Here is a 20,529-nt window from a genome sequence, read left to right as displayed (position 1 = left end):
TTATCGGGGATTTTTTATTTTTTGCTCTTCTTACTCTTTTTGGCCAAAGGGTTAAAATCTAGGCAAAGTTGAATCCAATGTTCAAGGTCTTCTTCCGTATCCATTCCATCGGCATCAACATAAATATAGCTTTTCATTTTTCGGCCGGTTATATCCATAGGTCTACAATGCGGTTGCTGTAGAGTTTTATCGTAATTCTCTTTTCCTATTCTAGCCATCATACGCGAAGAATCGGTGTCTTTATCTATGCTAATAGCAAAACACATTTTTTCATCGACCATAAAACAAAGGCTGCCCATCATTTTCTTTTCTTCAAAGTAAACGTGTTTCTGTTTTAAGATCTGTCTAGACCTATCAGCAAGATATTCGTCGTAAGCCATTTTTTTTTATCTTATGGATCAAAGTTTCTAAATTGGCAGATTGCCCATCTTTCAAAAATACAGTTTTGTTGCGTGCTATTTAAAATTCTTCCTTAATGGTGAGGTGTTTTACCTATTTCGGCACTTAAGTTTTATAGAATTATCGTTGCTTATGTTTATATTCGAGTAACGAATAAAATATACTACAATGAAGGTTTTATTTATAGGGGGAACAGGAAATATAAGCACAGCATCTAGTCACTTGGCAATAGAAAAAGGTATTGACCTCTATCACTTAAACAGAGGTACCAATAAAGCTGGATTACCAGGTGTGAATACTATTTTTGGCGATATAAATAAACCAGAAGAACTTTCTGAATTACAAAACCACAGTTGGGATGTAGTAGTGAATTGGATAGCTTTTACCCCGGAGGATATAGAGCGTGATATTGCCTTGTTTCAAGGGAAGACAAAGCAGTACATTTTTATCAGTTCGGCTTCTTGTTATCAGACTCCTTTGCAATATCCTGTTATAACGGAATCAACTCCGCTTTGTAATAATTTATGGGATTATTCTCAAGAAAAAATTAGAAGTGAAGACCGTTTAATGAAAGCATATCGGGAAACAGGTTTTCCTATTACCATAGTCCGTCCATCATTAACCTATGACACGGTAATTCCTATTGCCATAGGTGGTTTCAGAGAATGGACAACAGCCAAACGTATTATAAATGGCGAAGAAATTATTGTTCATGGAGATGGTACCTCTTTATGGACAGTTACCCATGCAGATGATTTTGCAAAAGGCTTTGTAGGTTTGTTAGGGTTGACAACAGCTATTGGCCATGCTTTTCATATTACGTCCGACGAAATATTGAGTTGGAATATGATTTACAAAATTTTCGCAGATGCGCTGGGGTATGAGGCTAGGGTAGTGCATATTGCTTCAGATTTTATATGTAAAATTGAACCATCGTTTACAGGTACGCTTTTAGCAGATAAAGGTGAAAGTGTAATTTTTGACAATTCCAAAATCAAAACATTTGTGCCTGACTTTAAGGCAACCATTCCTTTTTCAGAAGGCATCAGAAGAACCTTAAAATGGTTTAATGAAAATCCTGAACGTAAAGTTGTAAATGAAGATAAAAACCAAAAAATAGAGCGTATTCTTAAGGCGTACAAATCGCTCTAAGAATTATTTGTTTTTCATGGCTTGGGCAATTTCAATACTCATTGGGTTCTTGGAGTCTTCCAGCTCTTCAATGATTTTCGGGTGGTCTTGTTCTCGGTTTTTAGATAATTTATACTGCGCTTGAATGTCTGTTATCTCTATCTGAAAACCCACTACACCTTTTATCTGTTTCAACGTGCGGGGAGACATGTCTTTTAGAGAAATTGGTTTCTTTGAATTTGCTTCGTATTTATCTACTAGCCTGTGCATAGAAGCCATAACTTTTTCTTCGCTTAATATGTTCAACTTTCCATAAACATGAACCGCAATATAGTTCCATGTAGGCACTTCTTCCTCTTTATACCAAGATGAGGATACATAGGAATGCGGACCGTTAAAAATACAGAGTACTTCTTCGTTCTGATCAAACTCTCGCCATTGTGGGTTGGCCTTGGCCATATGGGCCGTGAGAACCTCTTTTCCGTCTTCTGTGGTTTCTAATTCCAAAGGAATATGTGTAGCCCAAGGTTTGTTTTGATATTGGCTTACGAGAATGCCAAAACTGTTTGCTTTCAAAAAAATTTTGATTTCTGAAAGATTTTCTTTGCGATGGTTATCAGGTATGAACATGAAATAAATACGTTTTTGTTTGCTTTAGAACTGCGAGTTAAAATATTGTAAAAAGTGAATTTTAATCCGAATGGAGCAACATCTATTGCGAACAATCTCGTAAATTTAAATTCACTTTAAAATTAAATATATGCCATTTATAAAGAACAAGAAAGGAAAAGAAGACGTAGAAATATTTTATGAGGATTATGGCTCCGGACAACCGGTTATACTTATTCACGGGTGGCCCTTAAGTCACAAGGCATGGGAGCAACAAGTTTGGAAAATTGTAGAGGAAGGTTATCGCTGTATCGCTTATGATAGAAGAGGTTTTGGAGCATCTTCTGCGCCATGGGGCGAGTATGATTATTCTGCACTTGCCAGCGATTTAAATGCCATTATTGAAAATTTGGATTTAGACAATGTGGTAATTGTAGGTTTCTCTATGGGTGGAGGCGAAGTAGTGCGTTATTTCACAGATTATGGAGAGGATAAAATTGCGAAAGCAGCTTTAATAAGTTCTATAATTCCATTAGTAAAGAAAAAAGAAGATAATCCTGATGGAGTACCGGAAGAAACTTTAGATTGGATTAAGGAGGCCTTACAAAATGATAGGGTAGGATTCTTAAAAGAAAAGTTTCTGACGGGTTTCTATAATTATGAGGATAACAAGGACAAAGTTAGTGAGGCTCAAATGGACTATGATTTTAGTATAGCGTCAAATGCTTCGCCAAGAGCTACAATTGAAACGGCTTTAGCTTGGATGCATACGGACTTTAGACCGGAATTAAAAAATGTTACGGTACCAACGCTTATTGTTCATGGAGATGCCGATGCAACGGTGCCCCAGGCAACCTCTGCAGACCAGGCGGCAAAAGGTATTGCGGATAATCAATATGAAGTCATAAAAGACGCACCTCATGGTCTGAACCTAACGCATGCCGATGAGTTAAATGAAATTCTTATTTTGTTCTTGAAGAAGTAATGTAATAGGTATTATAAATTTAAAAAGCCCGAATCTATCTAGATTCGGGCTTTTTTATGTTTGGTGAAACTTAACTATTTCTGTAGTGTAGCCATTATAGGAAGGTGGTCAGAAATATGTTGGTTATTTTCCATTCGGTCATCTATGTGAATGTACTTCTCAACTTTAAAAGCTCGTACAAAAATATAGTCAATGCGGTGGTCAAGCACTCGTGCATGGTCAAATCCACTAAAGGTCCCGGTAGGCCCATAAAAAGGCTGTTCAGTTATCTCTTTTCCGTCCGTCATTTCTTTTTTAAGAAACAGAATCGGTTTTGACTCGGGTTCTAAATTGAAATCGCCTGTAAGAACTACCGGAAGTTTATCTGTGTTTATCTCGTTAATCTTCTTTACGATAAGCGTAGCTGATTTTTCGCGAGCTTCAACTCCAATATGGTCAAAATGGGTGTTGAATACCCAGAATTTTTGCTTATTGGTTTTGTCTTCGAATAATCCGTAAGTACAAACGCGCTCCATAGCTGCATCCCAACCCACGCTAACTTTATCTGGTGTAGGGGATAACCAAAAGGTATTGGATTGTAGTAAGTTGAATTTTTCACTGTTGAAAAGAATAGGGGAGAACTCACCTTTTTTCTTTCCATCATCTCTGGCTACGCCAATGTATTTGTAATCTTCCAGCGCTTCGTCTAAATAGGTCAATTGATGATACACCACCTCCTGCATGCCAATAAACTCTGGAGCATAATGCTTAATTAAACGAACCATTGGAGCTTTTCTGTCGTTCCAGTTGTTTATGGTGTCATTTACATTATCATATTTAATATTGTAACTCATTACCGTTAGGTCTTGCGCATGCGCTATATGCACAGTGAGGAAAATGAACGAAGCGAGAAAAGATTTTAAAGCCATTTGATGTTATGAGATTAATATAGAATAGCAATTTAAGAATTATCAGTCCTACTTTCTCAAATAGAAATTATGAAACCGTTATTTTTTACTTGATAATCGAGATTTAATGCTCTGAGGCTTGTTTCGAAATCAAAGTATAATCCTTTTAATACTTCGTGCACTTGCCTCGAGATAGTTTACGTAGATAAAGAGCAAAGAAAAACCGCAAGAAGAAAAGATGCCTGATGGAATCAAAATCTTCTTGCGGTTTTTCTAATTGTTCAATTAAATAATGAACGAATTTACTTAATCGTCTCTGCGTGGTCTATTTGAATTACTTCGGTTGCGATTGTTCGCACTTCTGTTATTCGAATTCCCTGAGCGACTTTTATTTCGGTTACCTCCGTGGTTGTTTCTGGAATTTGATCTCTGTTGAGGTCTTTTTTCTTCAACTTCCTCTTCGTCCCCACCAATAAACTGATGCTCTGGCATACGTGGCACCTGTTGTTTAATGAGTTTTTCAATATCCTTTAAATATGCGCGTTCTTCCTTATCGCAAAAAGAAAGAGCGATACCACTTGCGCTGGCCCGGCCTGTTCTACCAATACGGTGAACATAAGTTTCGGGTACATTTGGCAAATCGTAATTGATAACCAAAGAAAGATCTTCTACATCAATTCCCCTTGCAGCAATATCAGTTGCAATTAAGACGCGTAACTTTCCATCTTTAAAATCACCTAAAGCTTTTTGTCTGGCAGTTTGTGATTTGTTACCATGTATAGCGGCCGATTTAATATCAGCTTGTGCTAATTTTTTAACTATTTTATTGGCACCATGCTTAGTTCTTGAAAATACCAAAACAGAATCTGTAGGTCTCTCGTTAACCAAGTGCACCAATAATTTAGGTTTATTTGGTTTGCTAACAAAATAAACACCTTGCTCTACTTTTTCTGCTGTAGCCTGCTGTGGCTTTATAGTTACTCTTTCAAATTGGCCTAAAAGGGTTTTTGAAAGTTCTACAATACTAGAAGGCATCGTAGCCGAAAAGAAAAGGGATTGTCTTTGCTTTGGAAGCTTCGCTATGATTTTTTTAATATCATGAATGAAACCCATATCCAGCATTTGATCCGCTTCATCTAGAACCACAAATTCAATATCCCGTAAAGAGATAATGTTTTGGTTCATCAAATCTAATAATCTTCCCGGAGTAGCAATAAGTGCATCAACACCATTACGTAAGGCATTCACCTGTCTAGATTGTTTAACACCGCCAAAAATCACTGTGTTTTTAATATGTGTATGCTTGCTGTAAGCAGTAAAGTTATCGGCTATCTGAATAGCAAGTTCTCTAGTGGGTGTTACAATAAGTGTGCGTATGCGTCGCTTACCTCTAGTTTGATCTTGACTGTTGTGTAAATGATGAATTATAGGGATACTGAACGCGGCTGTTTTTCCCGTTCCTGTTTGTGCAACTCCTAAAAGGTCTTTTTTGTTAAGTAAAATAGGAATGGCTTGTTCCTGTATGGGTGTAGGATTCGTATATCCTTGTTCCTCAATAGCTCTGAGTATAGGCAAAGCAATACCTAAATCTTTAAATGTCATGTATATTTAATAAGCCGTAAAGATACGGCGAATGTTTGGATAAGCCTATAAACCCTAACTATAGACCTGCTATAGCAGCTTCTGCACACCGTTCACCATCCATTGCAGCAGAAACTATTCCGCCAGCATAACCACCGCCTTCTCCACAAGGGAACAGGCCTTCAATTTCTGGGTGTTCTAATTTTTCGTTTCTAGGGATGTTTACCGGAGATGAGGTGCGAGATTCAACACCTACAATATTAGCTTCCGCAGTGTAATAGCCTTTCATTTTATCGCCAAAGGCCTTGAAGCCTTGACGTAGTTTTCCGCCAATAAGTTTTGGCAGCAAAGAATGTAAGGGAGCTGAATTCAATCCTGGTTGGTAGGAAGTAGGGTTGAGGTCTGTTGAAAGGTGGCCTTCTACAAAATCGGTCAAACGTTGTGCGGGTGCTGTTTGCGTTCTTCCGCCTGCGGTAAAAGCCAATCGTTCTAAATCTTTCTGGTATTCCAATCCTTTTAAAACCCCAAAACGCTCATATTTGTATAGGTCTTCATCTACATTAATTTCGACTACAATACCTGAATTGGCGAACTTGTTATTTCGTTTAGAGGGAGACATACCGTTTACGACAACTTCTCCTGGAGCAGTTGCAGCAGGAACTATAAAACCGCCTGGACACATACAAAAAGAGTATACGCCACGATTCTTCACTTGTTCCACTAAGCTGTAAGCAGCAGCGGGAAGCAATTCGTTACGATCTCCAGAGCAGTGGTATTGAATAGAGTCTATAATATGCTGTGGATGTTCTACCCGAACGCCCATGGCAAAAGATTTCGCCTTTAAGCTGATTTTCTTATCGTTCAATAAATAATAGATATCACGAGCGGAATGTCCCGTGGCAAGAATAACCCGGTTAACCTTCATTTCATTGCCGTTCTGCAATTGAAGGCTTTCAATTTTATTATTTTTTACAGTGAAGTTGGTCAGTCTAGTATTGAAATGCACCTCGCCACCATGATTGATTATAGCTTCTCTTATGTTCTGTACAATTTTAGGAAGTTTGTTCGTGCCAATATGTGGATGAGCATCTACCAATATTTCTTCCGTAGCACCATGATGAACTAAACTTTCAAAAATACGGCGTACGTCACCTCTTTTTAGACTTCGGGTGTATAGTTTACCATCAGAATAGGTTCCGGCTCCACCTTCGCCAAAGCAGTAGTTAGAATCTTCGTTTACAATATGGTCTTGGTTAATGGCCTTCAGGTCTCGCCTTCTGTCCTTTACGTTGTTACCGCGCTCTAGTACAATTGGTTTGTAACCAAGCTCCAAACAACGTAATGCAGCCCACATTCCTGCAGGTCCAAAACCTATGATATGAACCTCTTTGGCTTTAGAGACATCTTGGTATTTGAATTCATAGTCAGCTGAAGGTGAAGGCTTTTCGTTAATGTAAACCTCCATCTTGTAATTGAAGTAAATCTTAGGTTTACGGGCGTCAATAGATTTGCGCAACACTTTAATAGTGATGTTCTTTTCGTCCTCGCTTAAATATTTAGCGGTTTTCTTTAAAAGGATGTTGGGTTTACTTTCCTCTTTTAACGATACGCGCAACTGAATTCTTCTGACCATGGTGCAAAGCTACTACGCTTTATGGTATAAAAAAATGCATCCTACATTTTGTAAGATGCATTTTTAAAATAATATGAAGTCAATTAAGCCAATATCTCACTGTTTTGTCGGCATTCTCTAGCAGCTGCTACCATTTCTATGAGTGCTTCTCTAGTTTCGGGCCAATGTCTTGTTTTCAATCCACAATCAGGATTGATCCAAAGTTGCTCCGTTGGAATCTGTTTTGCTGCTTTTTCCATTAAAGCGACCATCTCAGCTCTTTCCGGAACTCTTGGCGAGTGAATATCGTAAACACCAGGTCCAATCTCGTTTGGATATTCAAACGTTGCGAAAACGTCTAAAAGCTCCATTTGAGATCTTGAACATTCAATGGTGATGACATCGGCATCCATATCGGCAATATTCGAAATGATATCATTGAACTCGGAATAACACATGTGCGTGTGGATTTGCGTTTCATCCCTAACACCACTAGCGGAGATTCTAAAAGCTTTAATAGCCCAGTTTAAATAGGCATTCCAATCTTCTTTTCGCAACGGAAGGCCTTCACGAATAGCAGGCTCATCAATTTGAATAACCTGTAACCCTGCTTTTTCTAAGTCTACTACTTCATCTCTAATGGCCAACGCAATTTGTGTACAGGTTTCAGAACGAGGTTGGTCGTTACGAACAAAGGACCATTGTAGAATAGTAACAGGGCCGGTAAGCATTCCTTTTACAGGTTTTTTAGTCAATGATTGTGCAAAGGCAGACCATTTAACCGTCATAGGTGCTTCTCTGGAAACATCACCATAAATAATTGGCGGCTTCACACATCGGCTACCATAACTTTGAACCCAGCCAAAACTGGTGAATGCAAATCCGCTCAATTGCTCACCAAAGTACTCTACCATGTCATTACGTTCAAATTCCCCATGAACAAGGACGTCAAGACCTGTGCGTTCTTGGAATTCTATAGTATCTCTGGTTTCTTTTTCTAAAAGAACATTGTATTCGTCTACAGATAGGTTTCCTTTTTTGAAATTGGCTCTCCAGCTGCGTACCTCTTTTGTTTGAGGAAACGAACCGATAGTAGTGGTTGGGAACAAAGGAAGGTTCAATGCGTTTTTCTGTAATTTCTGTCGCGTAGGGAATGAGCTTTCTCTTTGGTCATCTTTAGCGGTAAGGGCAGCTACACGTTGTTTTACTTTTTGATTGTGTATAAGAGTCGCTGTTTTTTTGTTTGCCTGAGCTTCGCTATTCTTTATAAGTTTTTGTAAACTATCAGAAAGATTCTCTTTGTTGGCTAACTGTTTAAGAGTTGCCACTTCATCTAATTTTTGTTTAGCGAAGGCTAACCATTGTTTAATTTCTCCGTTTAGATTTTCTTCATTAGATTCTAAATCTAGGTCGCAAGGTGAGTGTAGCAATGAGCAAGAGGGTGAGATAAGAATACGCTCTGTACCTATATGATCAATTGCTTTTTGAATTAACTGCAAAGATTTTTCAAAGTCATTTTTCCAAATATTACGACCATCAACTACTCCTAGAGATAAATGCGTATAACTATTTAGTTTGTTAGACTCTAGAATGTCATCTAGTTGTAATGGGCAACGTACTAGGTCTAGGTGTAAAGTGTGCACCGGTAAGGCTAATGCGGTGTCAATATTCTCACCAAAACAATCAAAATAATTGGCTACGGTTATTTTTATATTCGGAAATTTGGCAGCAAAATACGCATACGTTTGGTGTATGGCACGCTGCTCTTTTTCGGAAAGGTTAAGTGCTAAATAAGGTTCATCAAATTGAACATGTTCCGCATCAACATCTACTAATTGTTGTAGAATTTCTTCATATGCTGGTAGCAGTCTTTCTAGTAATTCTATTCTGTGAAAGCCACTCTCTTTCTCTTTTCCCAATAGAAGAAATGAAACAGGGCCGATCAATACGGATTTTGTTTGAATACCTAATTCTAGGGCTTCTTTGTACTCATTTATAATTTTATCCGAAGAGATGTTAAATATCTGATTCTTAGTAAATTCTGGCACAATATAGTGGTAGTTGGTATCAAACCACTTGGTCATTTCCATTGCGGTAATATCTGCTCCGTCTTGTTGAATACCCCTGGCCATGGCAAAATAAAGGTCATGGCTGGAGAAAGACGGATTCTTAGCTAAAGCCGCATAGCGCTCTGGGATGCACCCCAACGTTGTAGAAAGGTCCAAAACTTGATCATAAAGGGAAAAGTCATTACTAGGAATGAGGTCTATGCCTTGTTCTTTTTGTAATAACCAATTCTCTTTCCGAATTCCTTTTGCCGTCTCTAAAAGTGTTTCGATATTGGTTTTACCAGACCAATACTGTTCTAGAGCTCTTTTTAATTCTCTTTTACTTCCAATTCTGGGATAGCCTAGGTTGGTAGTTTTCATACTATATTTTTTGAATTAATATCTGCACAAAGCTATTACAAAGGTTATTTTGTCCACAATAATAAACTTAATTAAGAGTATTTAACTATAAATGGGTATTTTTAAAGTGTAAACGAAAAGTTAAGACCCCTAAATGGGTATTTTAAAGACGATTTATCTATGGAAAATTTAGATTTGACCGATTTAGAGTTGCTAAAACAGCTTCAATTAAACTCGAATATTACTACAAAAGAGTTAGCGGCTACCGTTAATCTATCTCCAACGCCTGTTTATGAGCGGGTGCGGAAATTAGAAAAAGAGGGGTATATTAAGGGTTACACAGCTTTATTAGATGCTGAAAAAATGGGACTTGAGTTGATAGTTTTTTGTGATATCACCTTAAAACAACATACAAAAGATATTGGAAATCAATTTGTTAGAGACATTCGTGCGGTAAAAGAGGTGACGGAGTGTTATAATATTTCCGGGGATTATGATTTCAGATTAAAAGTGTTAGTCCGAGATATGAAACATTATCAAGACTTTGTAATCAATACTTTGGGAGCGGTAAAGAATATTGGTAGTGCGCATAGCACTTTTGTAATTGGGACTATAAAACAAGGGTGCGGTGTTCCGTTTTGGTAGCGGAAGATTGCAGTTTGGGGCTGTTTATTTACAGTTGAGTAGTATTCATTTTAAAAATGTGGGCATATAGGGCATCTTTGTACTCATAAGAAACAAGAGTTAGTACTTTTTTGAAAACAGTAAGAAAATGGGAGGCAACAGAATTTTAAAAGAACTCTTTCGGGGTTTTATTATTGGGAATATAGTCTTCTTTGGGTTTATGGCCTATAGCTACTTTTTAGATGAGCAAAGGTTTGCTTTTATCTATGAAGATATCTGGCGAGAGTACTTTACCAATCTTGTGTTTTCAATAGTGTTGTATATGGCTAATATGTCATGGTTCTATTTTCTTTTGAAAAAATTTGAGAGAAACATATATAACATTAAGAGAATGACTATTGCCGTGTTAGGTAATGTGGTGATATCTTGTTTTGGTGTTTTTGTAGCAACTTTTATTGTTTTGGTAGTAATTGAGAATTGGTCTGTTCAAGAAGCTTTAACTTATAATTCAACAGAAAACTATCTAAGGTCTACGATAATTTCTTTGACTTTTGCTTTAATCTTTTATGCTGTCTATTATTACCGGTATAGGCAAGAAAACAAGGTTAAGGAGCAGAAAATAATAGCCAATACGGCATCGGCAAAATTCGATGCTTTGAAGAATCAACTAGACCCTCATTTTCTATTTAATAGCTTAAATGTATTGTCTAGTCTTATTGAAGAAGACCCGTACCAGGCACAGAAGTTTACATCTTCCTTATCAAAGGTTTACAGGTATGTACTTGAACAAAAAAGTAAAGACTTGGTTCTTGTTGATGAAGAGCTCAAATTTGCTAAAACCTATGTCCGGCTTTTGAAAATGCGGTTTGAAGATAGTATTGTTTTTGACATCCTAGAAGAGAGCAAGGACCCGGAAGCTAAGATTGTTCCCTTATCACTTCAGTTGTTAATAGAGAATGCTGTTAAGCATAATGTGGTCACTTCTGGAAAGCCTTTGCATTTAAAAGTTTTTGAACAAAATGGTGAGCTTGTGGTGGTGAACAACCTTCAAGAGAAGCAAGTGGTTAAGAAAAGCACTGGTGTTGGCTTGTATAACATACGTGAGCGCTATGCGCTTTTGACAGATAGAAAGGTGGTGATTGATAAAACAGCTAAAGAGTTTAGTGTTCGGTTGCCTATACTTTTAAAAGAAATTTCAGCTATGGAAATACAACATGAATATATAGAGGATAAGCGCTATAAGAAGGCGAAGGAGCGGGTAGAGGCAATTAAGGGATTTTACGGTAATTTGTTAGCATACTGCATTGTTATACCATGTTTGGCTTTTTTAAATTATAGAACAACAAGCTTTCCGTGGGTAATATTTCCTATTTTGGGTTGGGGTTTTGGGATTGCTATGCACGCTATGGAGGCCTTTGGAAAAAATCCGCTTTGGGGTAAACGATGGGAAGAGAAAAAGATGCAGGAGTATATGGATGATGATAACTTCTAAACTGATTTTAACGTCTTGTATAGAGGTTAAATTAAAAGTTTACAGTTCAGTCATAAAAAATTACAGTTCAGAAAGTAACATTTTAAAAACAAGACCCTTTTGATGAAATTTGAACTTGTAATAAATAACGAGAAAAACATTTAAATCATGGAAAACGAAAGCAAATATATTAGGGCGAAAGAACGAGTTGAGCGTGAGAAAAAATTCTATAATGGGTTAATTTCTTATGTCGTTACCATAAGTTTCTTGGCTGCTATAAATTACTACACCAATGGTTTTGCATATGCTTGGTTTTTGTGGGCTGCTTTTGGTTGGGGTATTGGTGTTGTTATTGGGGCTGTAAAAACATTTGGAGGTAATCCGTTTTTTGGACGTGACTGGGAACAGCGAAAGATAAAGCAATTCATGAAGGAAGATGAGCAAAGAACAAAATGGCAGTAGTCTTTAACTCAGTTAAGTTTAAATATAAAAAAGACAAAAATGGAACCATCATCATTAGGTAGAAGAAGTAAGCAGGTCAGGGCTAAAAAACGAATAGAGCAGCTAAAAGGTTTTTATATTCATCTGGTTGTGTTCGTGTTAGTAAATATAATGATCATAACAGGAGCCGTAATCGGTAATATGAACAACGGCGAAAGTTTTGTTGACTCATTTTTTAATTTCAACACCTTTTCAACATTTATTTTCTGGGGTATAGGTGTTATTTTTCATGGCTTTAAAGTGTTTTCATACAACCCTTTCTTTAGCAAGGCTTGGGAAGAGCGTCAAATTCAAAAGTACATGGATGCTGATAAAAACGAAATGAAAAAGTATTCGTAGTCAATTTTATAAAAACTAACCAAACCAAATATGAAGACTATTGTTATTGAAGATGAAAAGCCTGCAGCAAGACGATTATCCCGTTTATTATCCGAATTAGATGTGGAAGTGTCGGAAATGTTGCATTCTGTGGAAGAAGCTGTAGAGTGGTTTTTAAACAATCCGCATCCAGATTTAATTTTCTTGGACATTCAACTTTCAGATGGACTTTCGTTTGAGATTTTTGACGCTGTAGAGGTCAAAAGTGCTATTATTTTCACGACCGCTTACGACGAATACGCGTTGCAGGCGTTTAAGCTGAATAGTATTGACTACTTGTTGAAGCCTATTGATGATGAGGAATTAGAGGCTGCTGTAAAGAAGTATCAGTCATTTAAGCCAGAGGCTAAAAGCATGACCCTCAATTTTGATGATATCAAAAATCTATTGGTTAATCCATTGGAACGTGAGTATAAAAAACGATTCACAGCTAGAGTGGGGCAGCATCTAAAAATTATAAATGCAGATGAAGTAGAAAGTTTTTATAGTGAAAACAAAGGTACGTATGCGGCAACTTCAGATGGAAGAAATTACCTTTTGGATACTACTTTAGAGAATCTTGAAAACGAGTTGGAACCGAAAACTTTCTTCCGGGTAAGTCGTAAATTTTACATCAACATTAACCATATAAAAGACATTGTTTCATATACGAATTCTAGGCTTCAAATTAAGCTAAATCACTTTAATGAACAAGAAATCATTGTGAGTAGAGATCGTGTAAAGGACTTTAAGTTATGGTTAGAGTAATCGTGTTTAAAAATCTGATTTAAAAATAATTAACACCCACCATAGATTTTCCTTATAGCAGCTTTTTTAACAAAAAAATCTATTTTTCTACGCGATTTTCATCAAAAGAAGAAGGTAACAGTTTTGGAATTAGTTTAATGAAAATAGGTAGAAGTACTGCACCTCCAGGAAGTAAAAATATAGCCAAAGAGGGTATGCTTTTGAAAATATCTATAAGCTGATTTTGAACCTTTTTCTTCTCTTCTGGAGTAAGGTCTTTCATAGTAGATTTTGAAATAAGGAAAACCAACTCTTTACTTTCCGATAGTTCTTTTTGTAGTCGTTTGCTATTTCTTAAAATTAGCTTGTTTACCATTTTAGACATGTTGTCATAAAATTGAATAGCTAGATTGGTGTCTTTAAGAAAAGGTACTGTTTTTGAATTTTTAAGAAAGAATAGCTTTATCTCATCTAGTGAGTTTGTAATGATGCCTTCTTTTAACCCCAAGTCTTTGCCGAGTCCGAAAATGAATTCGGATTCTTGGTATTCCAAAGATTTATCTTCCCATACCGCCAGACAAGCAATATCTAAAAAATATCGGTTTTCTATTTCAGAACGTTTTTCAAGTAACTGCTGCCGATACGAACCATCAAAATCTTGAGCATCACTTTCAATAAACGTTAGTGAAGAAGCAAACAGTAACGCTAAGCGCTCATCACTTTTGTTGGTTTCTTTTGAACTTAAGGCGTGGTAGGTAATATTTATAGTCAAGTACTCCATGAGCTTGGCCTGTTCCCGGATATCCCTAGGGTCGCCCAAATAGCACTTAAATAGCAGTACGTCAATAAAAAGCAAGGAATTGGTAATTACGCTGTTAAAGGTCTTATTAAGTAATGTATCTCCTAATGACACCCTGGCTTCTATGAGTTTTTCTAGCCGTGCAGGTGTGGTTGAGCCGGTAAGCATTTTGCTCAAAAATGAAAAATGACCAACCTTCAATACTTTATAAAACTCAAATGTCTTTTCTAAAAAAGGTTCAAACTCACTTTCGTTGGTTTCTAATCTATAGATACCATAAAGTGCATTGAGTAAATTAATTTTAGCCCTCTCATCCTCAGAAAGTTTGTATTCTGGAACTATAAACTCCGGAATCTCCATGTTTATGCCATAGACAAACCCCGTATTTCTTAAATCGCGGTAATGCGAATCGAAATCCGTATAAAGGCCCTGCTCTTTTTCTGTAAGCGAACCGAATTTATTTATCCAACCGGAGGCTGAAGGGTTCATATGGTATTGGTTATTAAACCGCCAAATTACGCTAAAATGTGCAAACGAAAACTGCTTTTGTAGGAGAATCCCATTAAGAAGCTCATTTTTAAAAAGGTAAGAATTAACCACGTTCATTATTGTCACTTATTTAATAATGAGTCTTTTAATTCTGATTTCAGATTATTGAGGGATGCAGATGAAAATAAAGAATCGGCTCTATTTGTTTTTAACATTGTTTTAACATTTAAAACCAAACCCCCATACTAAAGCCCCGTAAGTAGGGGTGAATTAATAATCATTAAAAACTTAAAAATGAAAAAGACAAAACTTTTATTCGGCATGGGAATCCTGGCCGTAGTTGGTGCGGTTTTAGTAGCAGCGGATCATATTGATGCGCCAGGTACTACAGGAAATACAGCTGACATTGCTGATTTCTACGGATTTGAATCTCCCTCCAATCCAGGTAACACCGTTTTTATAGTAGACCTACAAACAAATGTACTTGAGGATTTAGCTTACGGGACGTTTGACGAGAATGTATTAACTGAGATTAATATTGACACCAATAACGATTTAATTGAAGATTTGGTTATTCAGGCTATTCCTAGAAAAGATACTATGTATTTCTTTGGCCCAGCTATTCCTAGTACAACAGGTAAGAGTAGTGAGGTAATGATCGGTTCGCCACTAGGGCAAGTTGCCATATCTACAGAAAGTGCTTTAACTACAACAACGGAATCTGGTATTTCTCTTTTTGCCGGACCAAGACAAGATGCTTTCTTTTTTGACTTTGGACAGTTCAATAAGGTTATTGGAGGTACTGCACCAGAAGGATTCTTACCTGCAGGTGAAGCTGTAGATACTTTTGACGGAGCCAATACTATGGCCTTGGTACTAGAAATTCCAAATAGCATTTTAGGTGAAACTACCGGTACGAATGTTTTAGGCTTAAAAGTGTACAAGACTTGGGTAACTACCAATAGAAAACAATAATAACTAATCTTAAAATTAAAAAGTAATGAAATTATATACTATAAAATACATGTTCTTATCGCTTTGCGCAGCTACGATGTTTGTTGCCTGTGATGATGATGACGCTTTAGAAATGGTAGAAACCAGTTGTACTGACGGTATTATGAACGGTACGGAAACCGGAGTTGATTGTGGTGGTGCTTCTTGTGAGCCTTGTGAAGAAGGAGAAGAGATGATGGTTACTCCTCCAGACTTTTCTGGTACGTACGCCCAAGTAGATTTTATGGGTAGACCAGGTATTAATACGGTTCTGAGTATTCCTGATTTTAAAGACCCTTATAACCAAGCAGTACCGTCTACGATTGCAGAATTTTATCAAAAAGATTTTGAAAATAGATTGGAAGGTTTGCATGATGTGTATGCAGAATTGTTAGGTCTTAATCCCGAAGATGTTAACTATCAGCCTAATATTTTAGGTGATATTCTAAATGGTCCTGACAAGGATGGTTTTACAGACAATATTGTAAGTGCAGAGGTATTAACTACTGTTTTAGCAAACGATGTTCTAGAAATAGCTCCGGATTTGCCTACCACTTATTTTAATGGAGGTAGTGGTGCACCAAATTTTGAAGGCGCTATTGGTTTTACAGGTAGAACATTACAGGACGATGTTATTGATGTTTCTTTGATCCTTCTTTTTGGAGGGGGCGACGGAGCCCGTTTTAATGGTCAAGAAGTAGAAGGTGTGGGGACTTTCCCGAGATTGGTTTCGGATGGAGTTGCTATTACTGCAAATCCAACAGATACATTCCCGTATTTGGGGGCTCCTGAATAAGACGAAAGTCTATGAAAAAGAAGGAGTGGGGAGGGTGGTATTCAAATCCTCCCCTTTTTATCAAATCAAAATCAATATCCAAACCATAAAAATCTGAAGATGAAATACGTTACCATTTGCATTGTATTGCTTTTTCTTTCCTCATGCCAAACAGAGACTAAAAACCTGTTGACCAATAAGGAAGATTATAATAAGTACTTGACATCAAATCCTTCAAAGACCACTTCAAAATATTTTGAACTTTGGAATAACAAGATATTACCAGATAGTTCTCAGTTAATGAGTTTTGGTATCGTAGGAGGGGAGTATAACCGCTATTTTCAGAATACTGGTGATATTCAATATTTAAAAAAGGCAGAACAGGTTCTAGAGAAGGCAGTTGCTATTGCGGCTATAGGAAAGGCTAGTTATTATAGGGCTTTGGCAAGAAATTATATTTCACAACATCGTTTTAGGGAAGCTGCGCAACTTGCAGATTCTGCACGTACAATTAAGAGTGGTGTTGATCAAACCCTTGGTCTTATGTTTGATGTGAACATGGAATTGGGTAATTATGACACGGCTCAGAAATACTTGGATAGCCTTAAAAACATGAATGATTTTGGATATTTAATCCGATTGTCTAAATGGAACGACCACAAAGGCGATTTAGCTACGACCATCAGGTTTATGGAAAAGGCTAAGGAAAAAGCTGAAGATTCAAAAGATAAGGGGTTAAGATTGTGGGCTTACACAAATCTTGCAGACTACTACGGACATGCGGGAAGAATTGAGGATTCTTATAAGCATTATTTAAAAGCATTAGCGTTAGACCCTGGTAATGCATATGCAAAAAAGGGAATAGCTTGGATAGTGTTCTCTCACGAAAAGAAAGCAGATGAGGCAATGCGTATTCTGGACTCTGTAACCAAAAACTATAAGGCACCTGATTATTATTTGTTAAAAGCTGAAATTGCAGATTTCATGGGCGATGATTTAAAAAGCCTCTCAAATTTTGATACTTATTTTGAAATGGTTCAAAATCCAGCGTATGGAGATATGTACAACACGTACAATGTTTCACTTTATTTAGACAGAACAGATCAGTTTGACAAGGCGTTAAAACTGTCAAGAAAAGAAGTGGGTAATAGACCCACACCAGAATCGTATAGCTTATTGGCATATAGTCACTTTAAAAAAGGAGATAAAGAGAAGGCATTAGAGATTGTTCAAGAGTATATTGAGGGAAAAACTTTTGAACCAGCTATACTACTCTATGCTGCTGAAATTTATAAAGCTACAGGGCAAATTGAAAAAGCAAAAGCGATTAAAACAGAATTAGCCGAAGCAATTTATGAATTGGGGCCTTCTTCAGAAGGGAGTATCGCAAAGTTATAGGTAAAGATGTGGTTCAAGTCCTACTGTGTAACAGTCTGATAATGATTTGGGTTTAGATTAAGTTGTTTTTTAAAGAGTCAAGACGTAGGTTTTGACTCTTTTTCTTAATGAAAAAAACAAATTATTTGTGTTTTTTTTAACTTTAGTGTAGGAAAATCCAAAACTAATTACTATGTTTATCTTCCAAATAGTACATATGCTATTCTATGTCACTGTAATGTGGCTAGAATAAAAGAGATTTAACCTAACATAGTCCCCAAAATTAGTATCGTTATGGAGTACCTCCTTTTTTTCGCTTGGCTTTCATTTATGTCTATTGTATTGTACAGAATTATAGTAGCCCGTAAAGAACTCAGAAAATTTCTCAAGGCCGAAAAACAGTAAATTTCAATTTTTATTTTAGAATGATAACAGTTAGCTGCCAATATGCTTACTGCTATTAAGGTTGTCTTGTATAGAAGGTTTTGTATACACATGAAATTCTGTTGGATATAGACTTATACGCAATTTTACATTTCTATTTTAACCACGACCGGATTAGAACTGGCAATAAGAGCAGGTCTAATACCAAAGCTGTTAATAGGGTTACACTTACCAATAAACCAATGGTTACGCTTGGTGCGTGAGCAGAAAAGAGTAATATTAAAAAACCGAAGAATAACGTCATGGTAGTGATAATCAGTGCTCTACCTGTTTCCGAAAAAGTAATTTCTAGGGCAGCCTCTTTATCCAATCCTTTATCCCTACACAATTTATATCTTCCTAAAAAGTGAATAGTGTCATCTACCGCAATACCAAATACAATGGCAAAAACAACAGATATAGTAGATTCTAATGGAATATTCAAATAGCCCAACAAAGCTCCGGCAAATAGAAGCGGTACCAAGTTTGGAAGTAAAGAAATTAAGAGTAGCTTAAAGTTCTTGAACAGTAGCGCCATTATAAGTGCAACCATTAATAATCCGGCTAAAAGCCCTGTTATTAAGCTTTGTTGAATATAATACGAATTTTTGTCCAACAGCACACCGCTTCCCGTCAATTTGAATTTAACCTGAGAGGAGTCTGTTTGAGTAGAGGTAAAACTATCAAACCTTTTGTACAGCTGGTTCAAGGTATCTGTACCAACATCCAATACTCTAGCTCTTATACGCGATTTCGTTTCATTTTTATTTACGAATTTTCCATACTGTTTACGAGCCATTTTTTTAATGTCTCCTTGATAAAGCTCAAAAGTCTTATCGTCTTTTGGAAGCGAGAAATAATCCGTCTTATTTAAATTATGAGCTTTGTTCAGGGCTTTGTACAGTGTAGAAACAGATTGAATGTTTCGTATAGGCGACTCTCCCTTTAATTGTTGTTCGGCACGTTCTATTTGTTTGACAACTTCAAAATCTGATATTTTGCTTGTTCCTTGAGTCATAACTGCTACTTCTAAGGGTCTAAAACCGGAGTAGTTATCTTGAAAGAATTTAAAATCGGTGGCAATTGGGCTGTTGGTAGGTAGACTCTCTTTTATTTGATAGTTGGTGTCTATTAATGTAGTTCCATAAGCACACGCAAAAGTGAATATTAAACTAATGTATAGAATGGGTTTATGATTTTTCTTTGTGAAGTTATTTATGCCAGACAATAGCTTGGGCCATTTAGTTGATACTTCTTTTTTGGGTAATAAATATTCTTTCTTTGGAAGTAATATAAGTGCACTGGTCAAGAAAATTACCGTAATAAATGCGGTTAAAACTCCTAAAGCTGCATTCAAACCAAAATCACTTATACTACTGGATTTTGAGGTTAAAAGCGATGCAAATCCTATTGCGGTAGTAACCGAAGTTAATAAAGTGGAGGTTCCTACCTCTTTTAAAGTGGACCAAAGGGCGTTCTCTTTCGTTAGCCCAGTCTTAAGTTTGCTCAAATAATCATCTACAATATGGATTACGTCAGAAGTACCCACTATGAGCATTAAAATAGGGTAGAAGGCAGCCATGGCGTTCAGTTCCTTTCCTAATGCGGACAGCAATCCTAAAAAGAGCAAAAGTGCTATGGTTATAGAAAATAGTGCAATAAGAACAATTAATATTCTACGGTAGATTAATAAAAGTACAATGAATATCAAAAGAATGGATGCAATGCTACTCACAATTACTTCGTGTTTTTGCATAGCAACTATAGCTTCATAGAAATAGGTGCGGCCTAATAGATGGTGATTTTTTAAATTGTGTTTATCTAGCAGCGCCCTAACCTTAGTCAATAGAATAATGCTCTGCGCGTAATCTAATTTGTTTTCTGTTTCTAAAGCGAGTACCAAGGATGTTGCTTTTTCATCTATTAGTGCGTTTACATATAGATTGTCTTCTCTTATTTTATTAAGATCGGATGCGTACTTCGTGGAATCGCCCAGATGGATAATTGGCAGCTTAGTATAGCCAAACGAGGTTTTTAATGGATAGAAAAGTGTTGTAAGCGATTGCGATTCAGTTACGAACGGAAGCTCTAGCGCTTCTTTGGAAAGTGCATCAAATCGTTGCAGAAAATCCTGATTAAAAACGGTGGAATCGTTCTCTACTGCAATAAGCAGAAAGTTATCATCTGTACCAAATTCTTCAATGAACTGGTTATAAAACACAAGATCAGGGTCTCCTTCCGGGAAAAACTGACTAAAATCAAAAGAGAATTTTAAATTGCCCAAGGACAATACCGCCAATACACTTAGTACACCAAAAATTATTAGTGCAGTTTTCTTTAAAGCAAGTATTTTATGCATAT

18 protein-coding genes are annotated in these 20,529 nt (G+C 36.7%); 10 read left to right on the top strand and 8 right to left on the bottom strand.

Going from position 1 to position 20,529, the window contains the following annotated elements; translation table 11 throughout:
• Window positions 1-14: 14 nt before the first annotated feature.
• A complete protein-coding gene (locus IWB64_RS19590; RefSeq protein WP_194535618.1) occupies window positions 15-380 on the bottom strand; it encodes a TfoX/Sxy family protein in 366 nt (121 codons plus the stop codon).
• A 187-nt stretch (window positions 381-567) separates the two neighbouring features.
• On the opposite strand from IWB64_RS19590, the gene IWB64_RS19585 reads away from it, so the two are divergent.
• Window positions 568-1,551: an NAD-dependent epimerase/dehydratase family protein gene (locus tag IWB64_RS19585; RefSeq protein ID WP_194535617.1), complete on the top strand. Its 984-nt coding sequence runs from the start codon at window positions 568-570 to the stop codon at window positions 1,549-1,551.
• A 3-nt stretch (window positions 1,552-1,554) separates the two neighbouring features.
• Here IWB64_RS19585 and IWB64_RS19580 read toward each other — a convergent pair whose 3' ends face one another.
• Complete coding sequence (locus IWB64_RS19580) at window positions 1,555-2,160, bottom strand: FMN-binding negative transcriptional regulator (protein WP_194535616.1); 606 nt, start codon at window positions 2,158-2,160, stop codon at window positions 1,555-1,557.
• A gap of 130 nt (window positions 2,161-2,290) precedes the next feature.
• Between IWB64_RS19580 and IWB64_RS19575 the strand changes: the two genes are divergently transcribed.
• The gene (locus IWB64_RS19575; protein ID WP_194535615.1) at window positions 2,291-3,124 is read left to right on the top strand and encodes an alpha/beta fold hydrolase; all 834 of its coding nucleotides are present in this window, start codon (window positions 2,291-2,293) and stop codon (window positions 3,122-3,124) included.
• Window positions 3,125-3,198: 74 nt separating this feature from the next.
• Here IWB64_RS19575 and IWB64_RS19570 read toward each other — a convergent pair whose 3' ends face one another.
• The 4 genes from IWB64_RS19570 to metE all read right to left on the bottom strand — a co-directional run bounded on the left by IWB64_RS19570 (window position 3,199) and on the right by metE (window position 9,633).
• The gene (locus tag IWB64_RS19570) at window positions 3,199-4,032 is read right to left on the bottom strand and encodes an endonuclease/exonuclease/phosphatase family protein (protein ID WP_226975951.1); all 834 of its coding nucleotides are present in this window, start codon (window positions 4,030-4,032) and stop codon (window positions 3,199-3,201) included.
• 285 nt (window positions 4,033-4,317) lie between these two features.
• Window positions 4,318-5,613: a DEAD/DEAH box helicase gene (locus tag IWB64_RS19565; RefSeq protein WP_194535614.1), complete on the bottom strand. Its 1,296-nt coding sequence runs from the start codon at window positions 5,611-5,613 to the stop codon at window positions 4,318-4,320.
• A 58-nt stretch (window positions 5,614-5,671) separates the two neighbouring features.
• Complete coding sequence (locus IWB64_RS19560) at window positions 5,672-7,225, bottom strand: NAD(P)/FAD-dependent oxidoreductase (RefSeq protein WP_194535613.1); 1,554 nt, start codon at window positions 7,223-7,225, stop codon at window positions 5,672-5,674.
• A gap of 83 nt (window positions 7,226-7,308) precedes the next feature.
• Window positions 7,309-9,633 carry a 5-methyltetrahydropteroyltriglutamate--homocysteine S-methyltransferase gene (gene metE / locus IWB64_RS19555; RefSeq protein ID WP_194535612.1) on the bottom strand — a complete coding sequence of 775 codons (2,325 nt, stop codon included), beginning with the start codon at window positions 9,631-9,633 and terminating at the stop codon, window positions 7,309-7,311.
• Between the two features lie 159 nt (window positions 9,634-9,792).
• On the opposite strand from metE, the gene IWB64_RS19550 reads away from it, so the two are divergent.
• From IWB64_RS19550 to IWB64_RS19530, 5 genes are all read left to right on the top strand, one after another.
• Window positions 9,793-10,257, top strand: a complete 465-nt coding sequence (locus IWB64_RS19550) for an Lrp/AsnC family transcriptional regulator (RefSeq protein ID WP_194535611.1) — start codon at window positions 9,793-9,795, stop codon at window positions 10,255-10,257.
• Between the two features lie 127 nt (window positions 10,258-10,384).
• Complete coding sequence (locus IWB64_RS19545) at window positions 10,385-11,728, top strand: 2TM domain-containing protein (RefSeq protein WP_194535610.1); 1,344 nt, start codon at window positions 10,385-10,387, stop codon at window positions 11,726-11,728.
• Window positions 11,729-11,875: 147 nt separating this feature from the next.
• The gene (locus tag IWB64_RS19540; RefSeq protein ID WP_194535609.1) at window positions 11,876-12,169 is read left to right on the top strand and encodes a 2TM domain-containing protein; all 294 of its coding nucleotides are present in this window, start codon (window positions 11,876-11,878) and stop codon (window positions 12,167-12,169) included.
• A gap of 39 nt (window positions 12,170-12,208) precedes the next feature.
• Window positions 12,209-12,547, top strand: coding sequence for a 2TM domain-containing protein (locus tag IWB64_RS19535; RefSeq protein ID WP_194535608.1), 339 nt, complete (start codon window positions 12,209-12,211; stop codon window positions 12,545-12,547).
• A 30-nt stretch (window positions 12,548-12,577) separates the two neighbouring features.
• Window positions 12,578-13,333 carry a LytR/AlgR family response regulator transcription factor gene (locus tag IWB64_RS19530; protein WP_194535607.1) on the top strand — a complete coding sequence of 252 codons (756 nt, stop codon included), beginning with the start codon at window positions 12,578-12,580 and terminating at the stop codon, window positions 13,331-13,333.
• Window positions 13,334-13,412: 79 nt separating this feature from the next.
• Here IWB64_RS19530 and IWB64_RS19525 read toward each other — a convergent pair whose 3' ends face one another.
• Complete coding sequence (locus IWB64_RS19525) at window positions 13,413-14,600, bottom strand: LETM1-related biofilm-associated protein (protein WP_194535606.1); 1,188 nt, start codon at window positions 14,598-14,600, stop codon at window positions 13,413-13,415.
• Window positions 14,601-14,894: 294 nt separating this feature from the next.
• On the opposite strand from IWB64_RS19525, the gene IWB64_RS19520 reads away from it, so the two are divergent.
• From IWB64_RS19520 to IWB64_RS19510, 3 genes are all read left to right on the top strand, one after another.
• On the top strand, window positions 14,895-15,575 hold the full coding sequence (locus IWB64_RS19520) for a DUF4331 family protein (RefSeq protein ID WP_194535605.1): 681 nt from the start codon (window positions 14,895-14,897) through the stop codon (window positions 15,573-15,575).
• Window positions 15,576-15,600: 25 nt separating this feature from the next.
• Window positions 15,601-16,389 (top strand): DUF4331 family protein, encoded by a 789-nt coding sequence (locus IWB64_RS19515; protein ID WP_226975950.1) that lies wholly within the window; start codon window positions 15,601-15,603, stop codon window positions 16,387-16,389.
• Window positions 16,390-16,488: 99 nt separating this feature from the next.
• Window positions 16,489-17,766: a tetratricopeptide repeat protein gene (locus IWB64_RS19510; RefSeq protein ID WP_194535604.1), complete on the top strand. Its 1,278-nt coding sequence runs from the start codon at window positions 16,489-16,491 to the stop codon at window positions 17,764-17,766.
• Window positions 17,767-18,283: 517 nt separating this feature from the next.
• On the opposite strand, the gene IWB64_RS19505 is transcribed toward IWB64_RS19510, so the two are convergent.
• Window positions 18,284-20,527 carry an efflux RND transporter permease subunit gene (locus IWB64_RS19505; RefSeq protein WP_194535603.1) on the bottom strand — a complete coding sequence of 748 codons (2,244 nt, stop codon included), beginning with the start codon at window positions 20,525-20,527 and terminating at the stop codon, window positions 18,284-18,286.
• Window positions 20,528-20,529: the final 2 nt, after the last annotated feature.

The sequence above is a fragment of the Zobellia nedashkovskayae genome (genome assembly GCF_015330125.1).
Classification (GTDB): Bacteria; Bacteroidota; Bacteroidia; order Flavobacteriales; family Flavobacteriaceae; genus Zobellia; species Zobellia nedashkovskayae.
The sequence above is the reverse complement of the archived record's forward strand: the minus strand, read 5'-3'. Positions and strand labels throughout refer to the sequence as shown.

Excerpts from the sequence above, each read along its gene's own strand:
- IWB64_RS19590 (WP_194535618.1), bottom strand. The coding sequence starts at position 380 with ATGGCTTACGACGAATATCTTGCTGATAGGTCTAGACAGATCTTAAAA.
- IWB64_RS19585 (WP_194535617.1), top strand. The coding sequence starts at position 568 with ATGAAGGTTTTATTTATAGGGGGAACAGGAAATATAAGCACAGCATCT.
- IWB64_RS19580 (WP_194535616.1), bottom strand. The coding sequence starts at position 2,160 with ATGTTCATACCTGATAACCATCGCAAAGAAAATCTTTCAGAAATCAAA.
- IWB64_RS19575 (WP_194535615.1), top strand. The coding sequence starts at position 2,291 with ATGCCATTTATAAAGAACAAGAAAGGAAAAGAAGACGTAGAAATATTT.
- IWB64_RS19570 (WP_226975951.1), bottom strand. The coding sequence starts at position 4,032 with ATGGCTTTAAAATCTTTTCTCGCTTCGTTCATTTTCCTCACTGTGCAT.
- IWB64_RS19565 (WP_194535614.1), bottom strand. The coding sequence starts at position 5,613 with ATGACATTTAAAGATTTAGGTATTGCTTTGCCTATACTCAGAGCTATT.
- IWB64_RS19560 (WP_194535613.1), bottom strand. The coding sequence starts at position 7,225 with ATGGTCAGAAGAATTCAGTTGCGCGTATCGTTAAAAGAGGAAAGTAAA.
- metE (WP_194535612.1), bottom strand. The coding sequence starts at position 9,633 with ATGAAAACTACCAACCTAGGCTATCCCAGAATTGGAAGTAAAAGAGAA.
- IWB64_RS19550 (WP_194535611.1), top strand. The coding sequence starts at position 9,793 with ATGGAAAATTTAGATTTGACCGATTTAGAGTTGCTAAAACAGCTTCAA.
- IWB64_RS19545 (WP_194535610.1), top strand. The coding sequence starts at position 10,385 with ATGGGAGGCAACAGAATTTTAAAAGAACTCTTTCGGGGTTTTATTATT.
- IWB64_RS19540 (WP_194535609.1), top strand. The coding sequence starts at position 11,876 with ATGGAAAACGAAAGCAAATATATTAGGGCGAAAGAACGAGTTGAGCGT.
- IWB64_RS19535 (WP_194535608.1), top strand. The coding sequence starts at position 12,209 with ATGGAACCATCATCATTAGGTAGAAGAAGTAAGCAGGTCAGGGCTAAA.
- IWB64_RS19530 (WP_194535607.1), top strand. The coding sequence starts at position 12,578 with ATGAAGACTATTGTTATTGAAGATGAAAAGCCTGCAGCAAGACGATTA.
- IWB64_RS19525 (WP_194535606.1), bottom strand. The coding sequence starts at position 14,600 with ATGAACCCTTCAGCCTCCGGTTGGATAAATAAATTCGGTTCGCTTACA.
- IWB64_RS19520 (WP_194535605.1), top strand. The coding sequence starts at position 14,895 with ATGAAAAAGACAAAACTTTTATTCGGCATGGGAATCCTGGCCGTAGTT.
- IWB64_RS19515 (WP_226975950.1), top strand. The coding sequence starts at position 15,601 with ATGAAATTATATACTATAAAATACATGTTCTTATCGCTTTGCGCAGCT.
- IWB64_RS19510 (WP_194535604.1), top strand. The coding sequence starts at position 16,489 with ATGAAATACGTTACCATTTGCATTGTATTGCTTTTTCTTTCCTCATGC.
- IWB64_RS19505 (WP_194535603.1), bottom strand. The coding sequence starts at position 20,527 with ATGCATAAAATACTTGCTTTAAAGAAAACTGCACTAATAATTTTTGGT.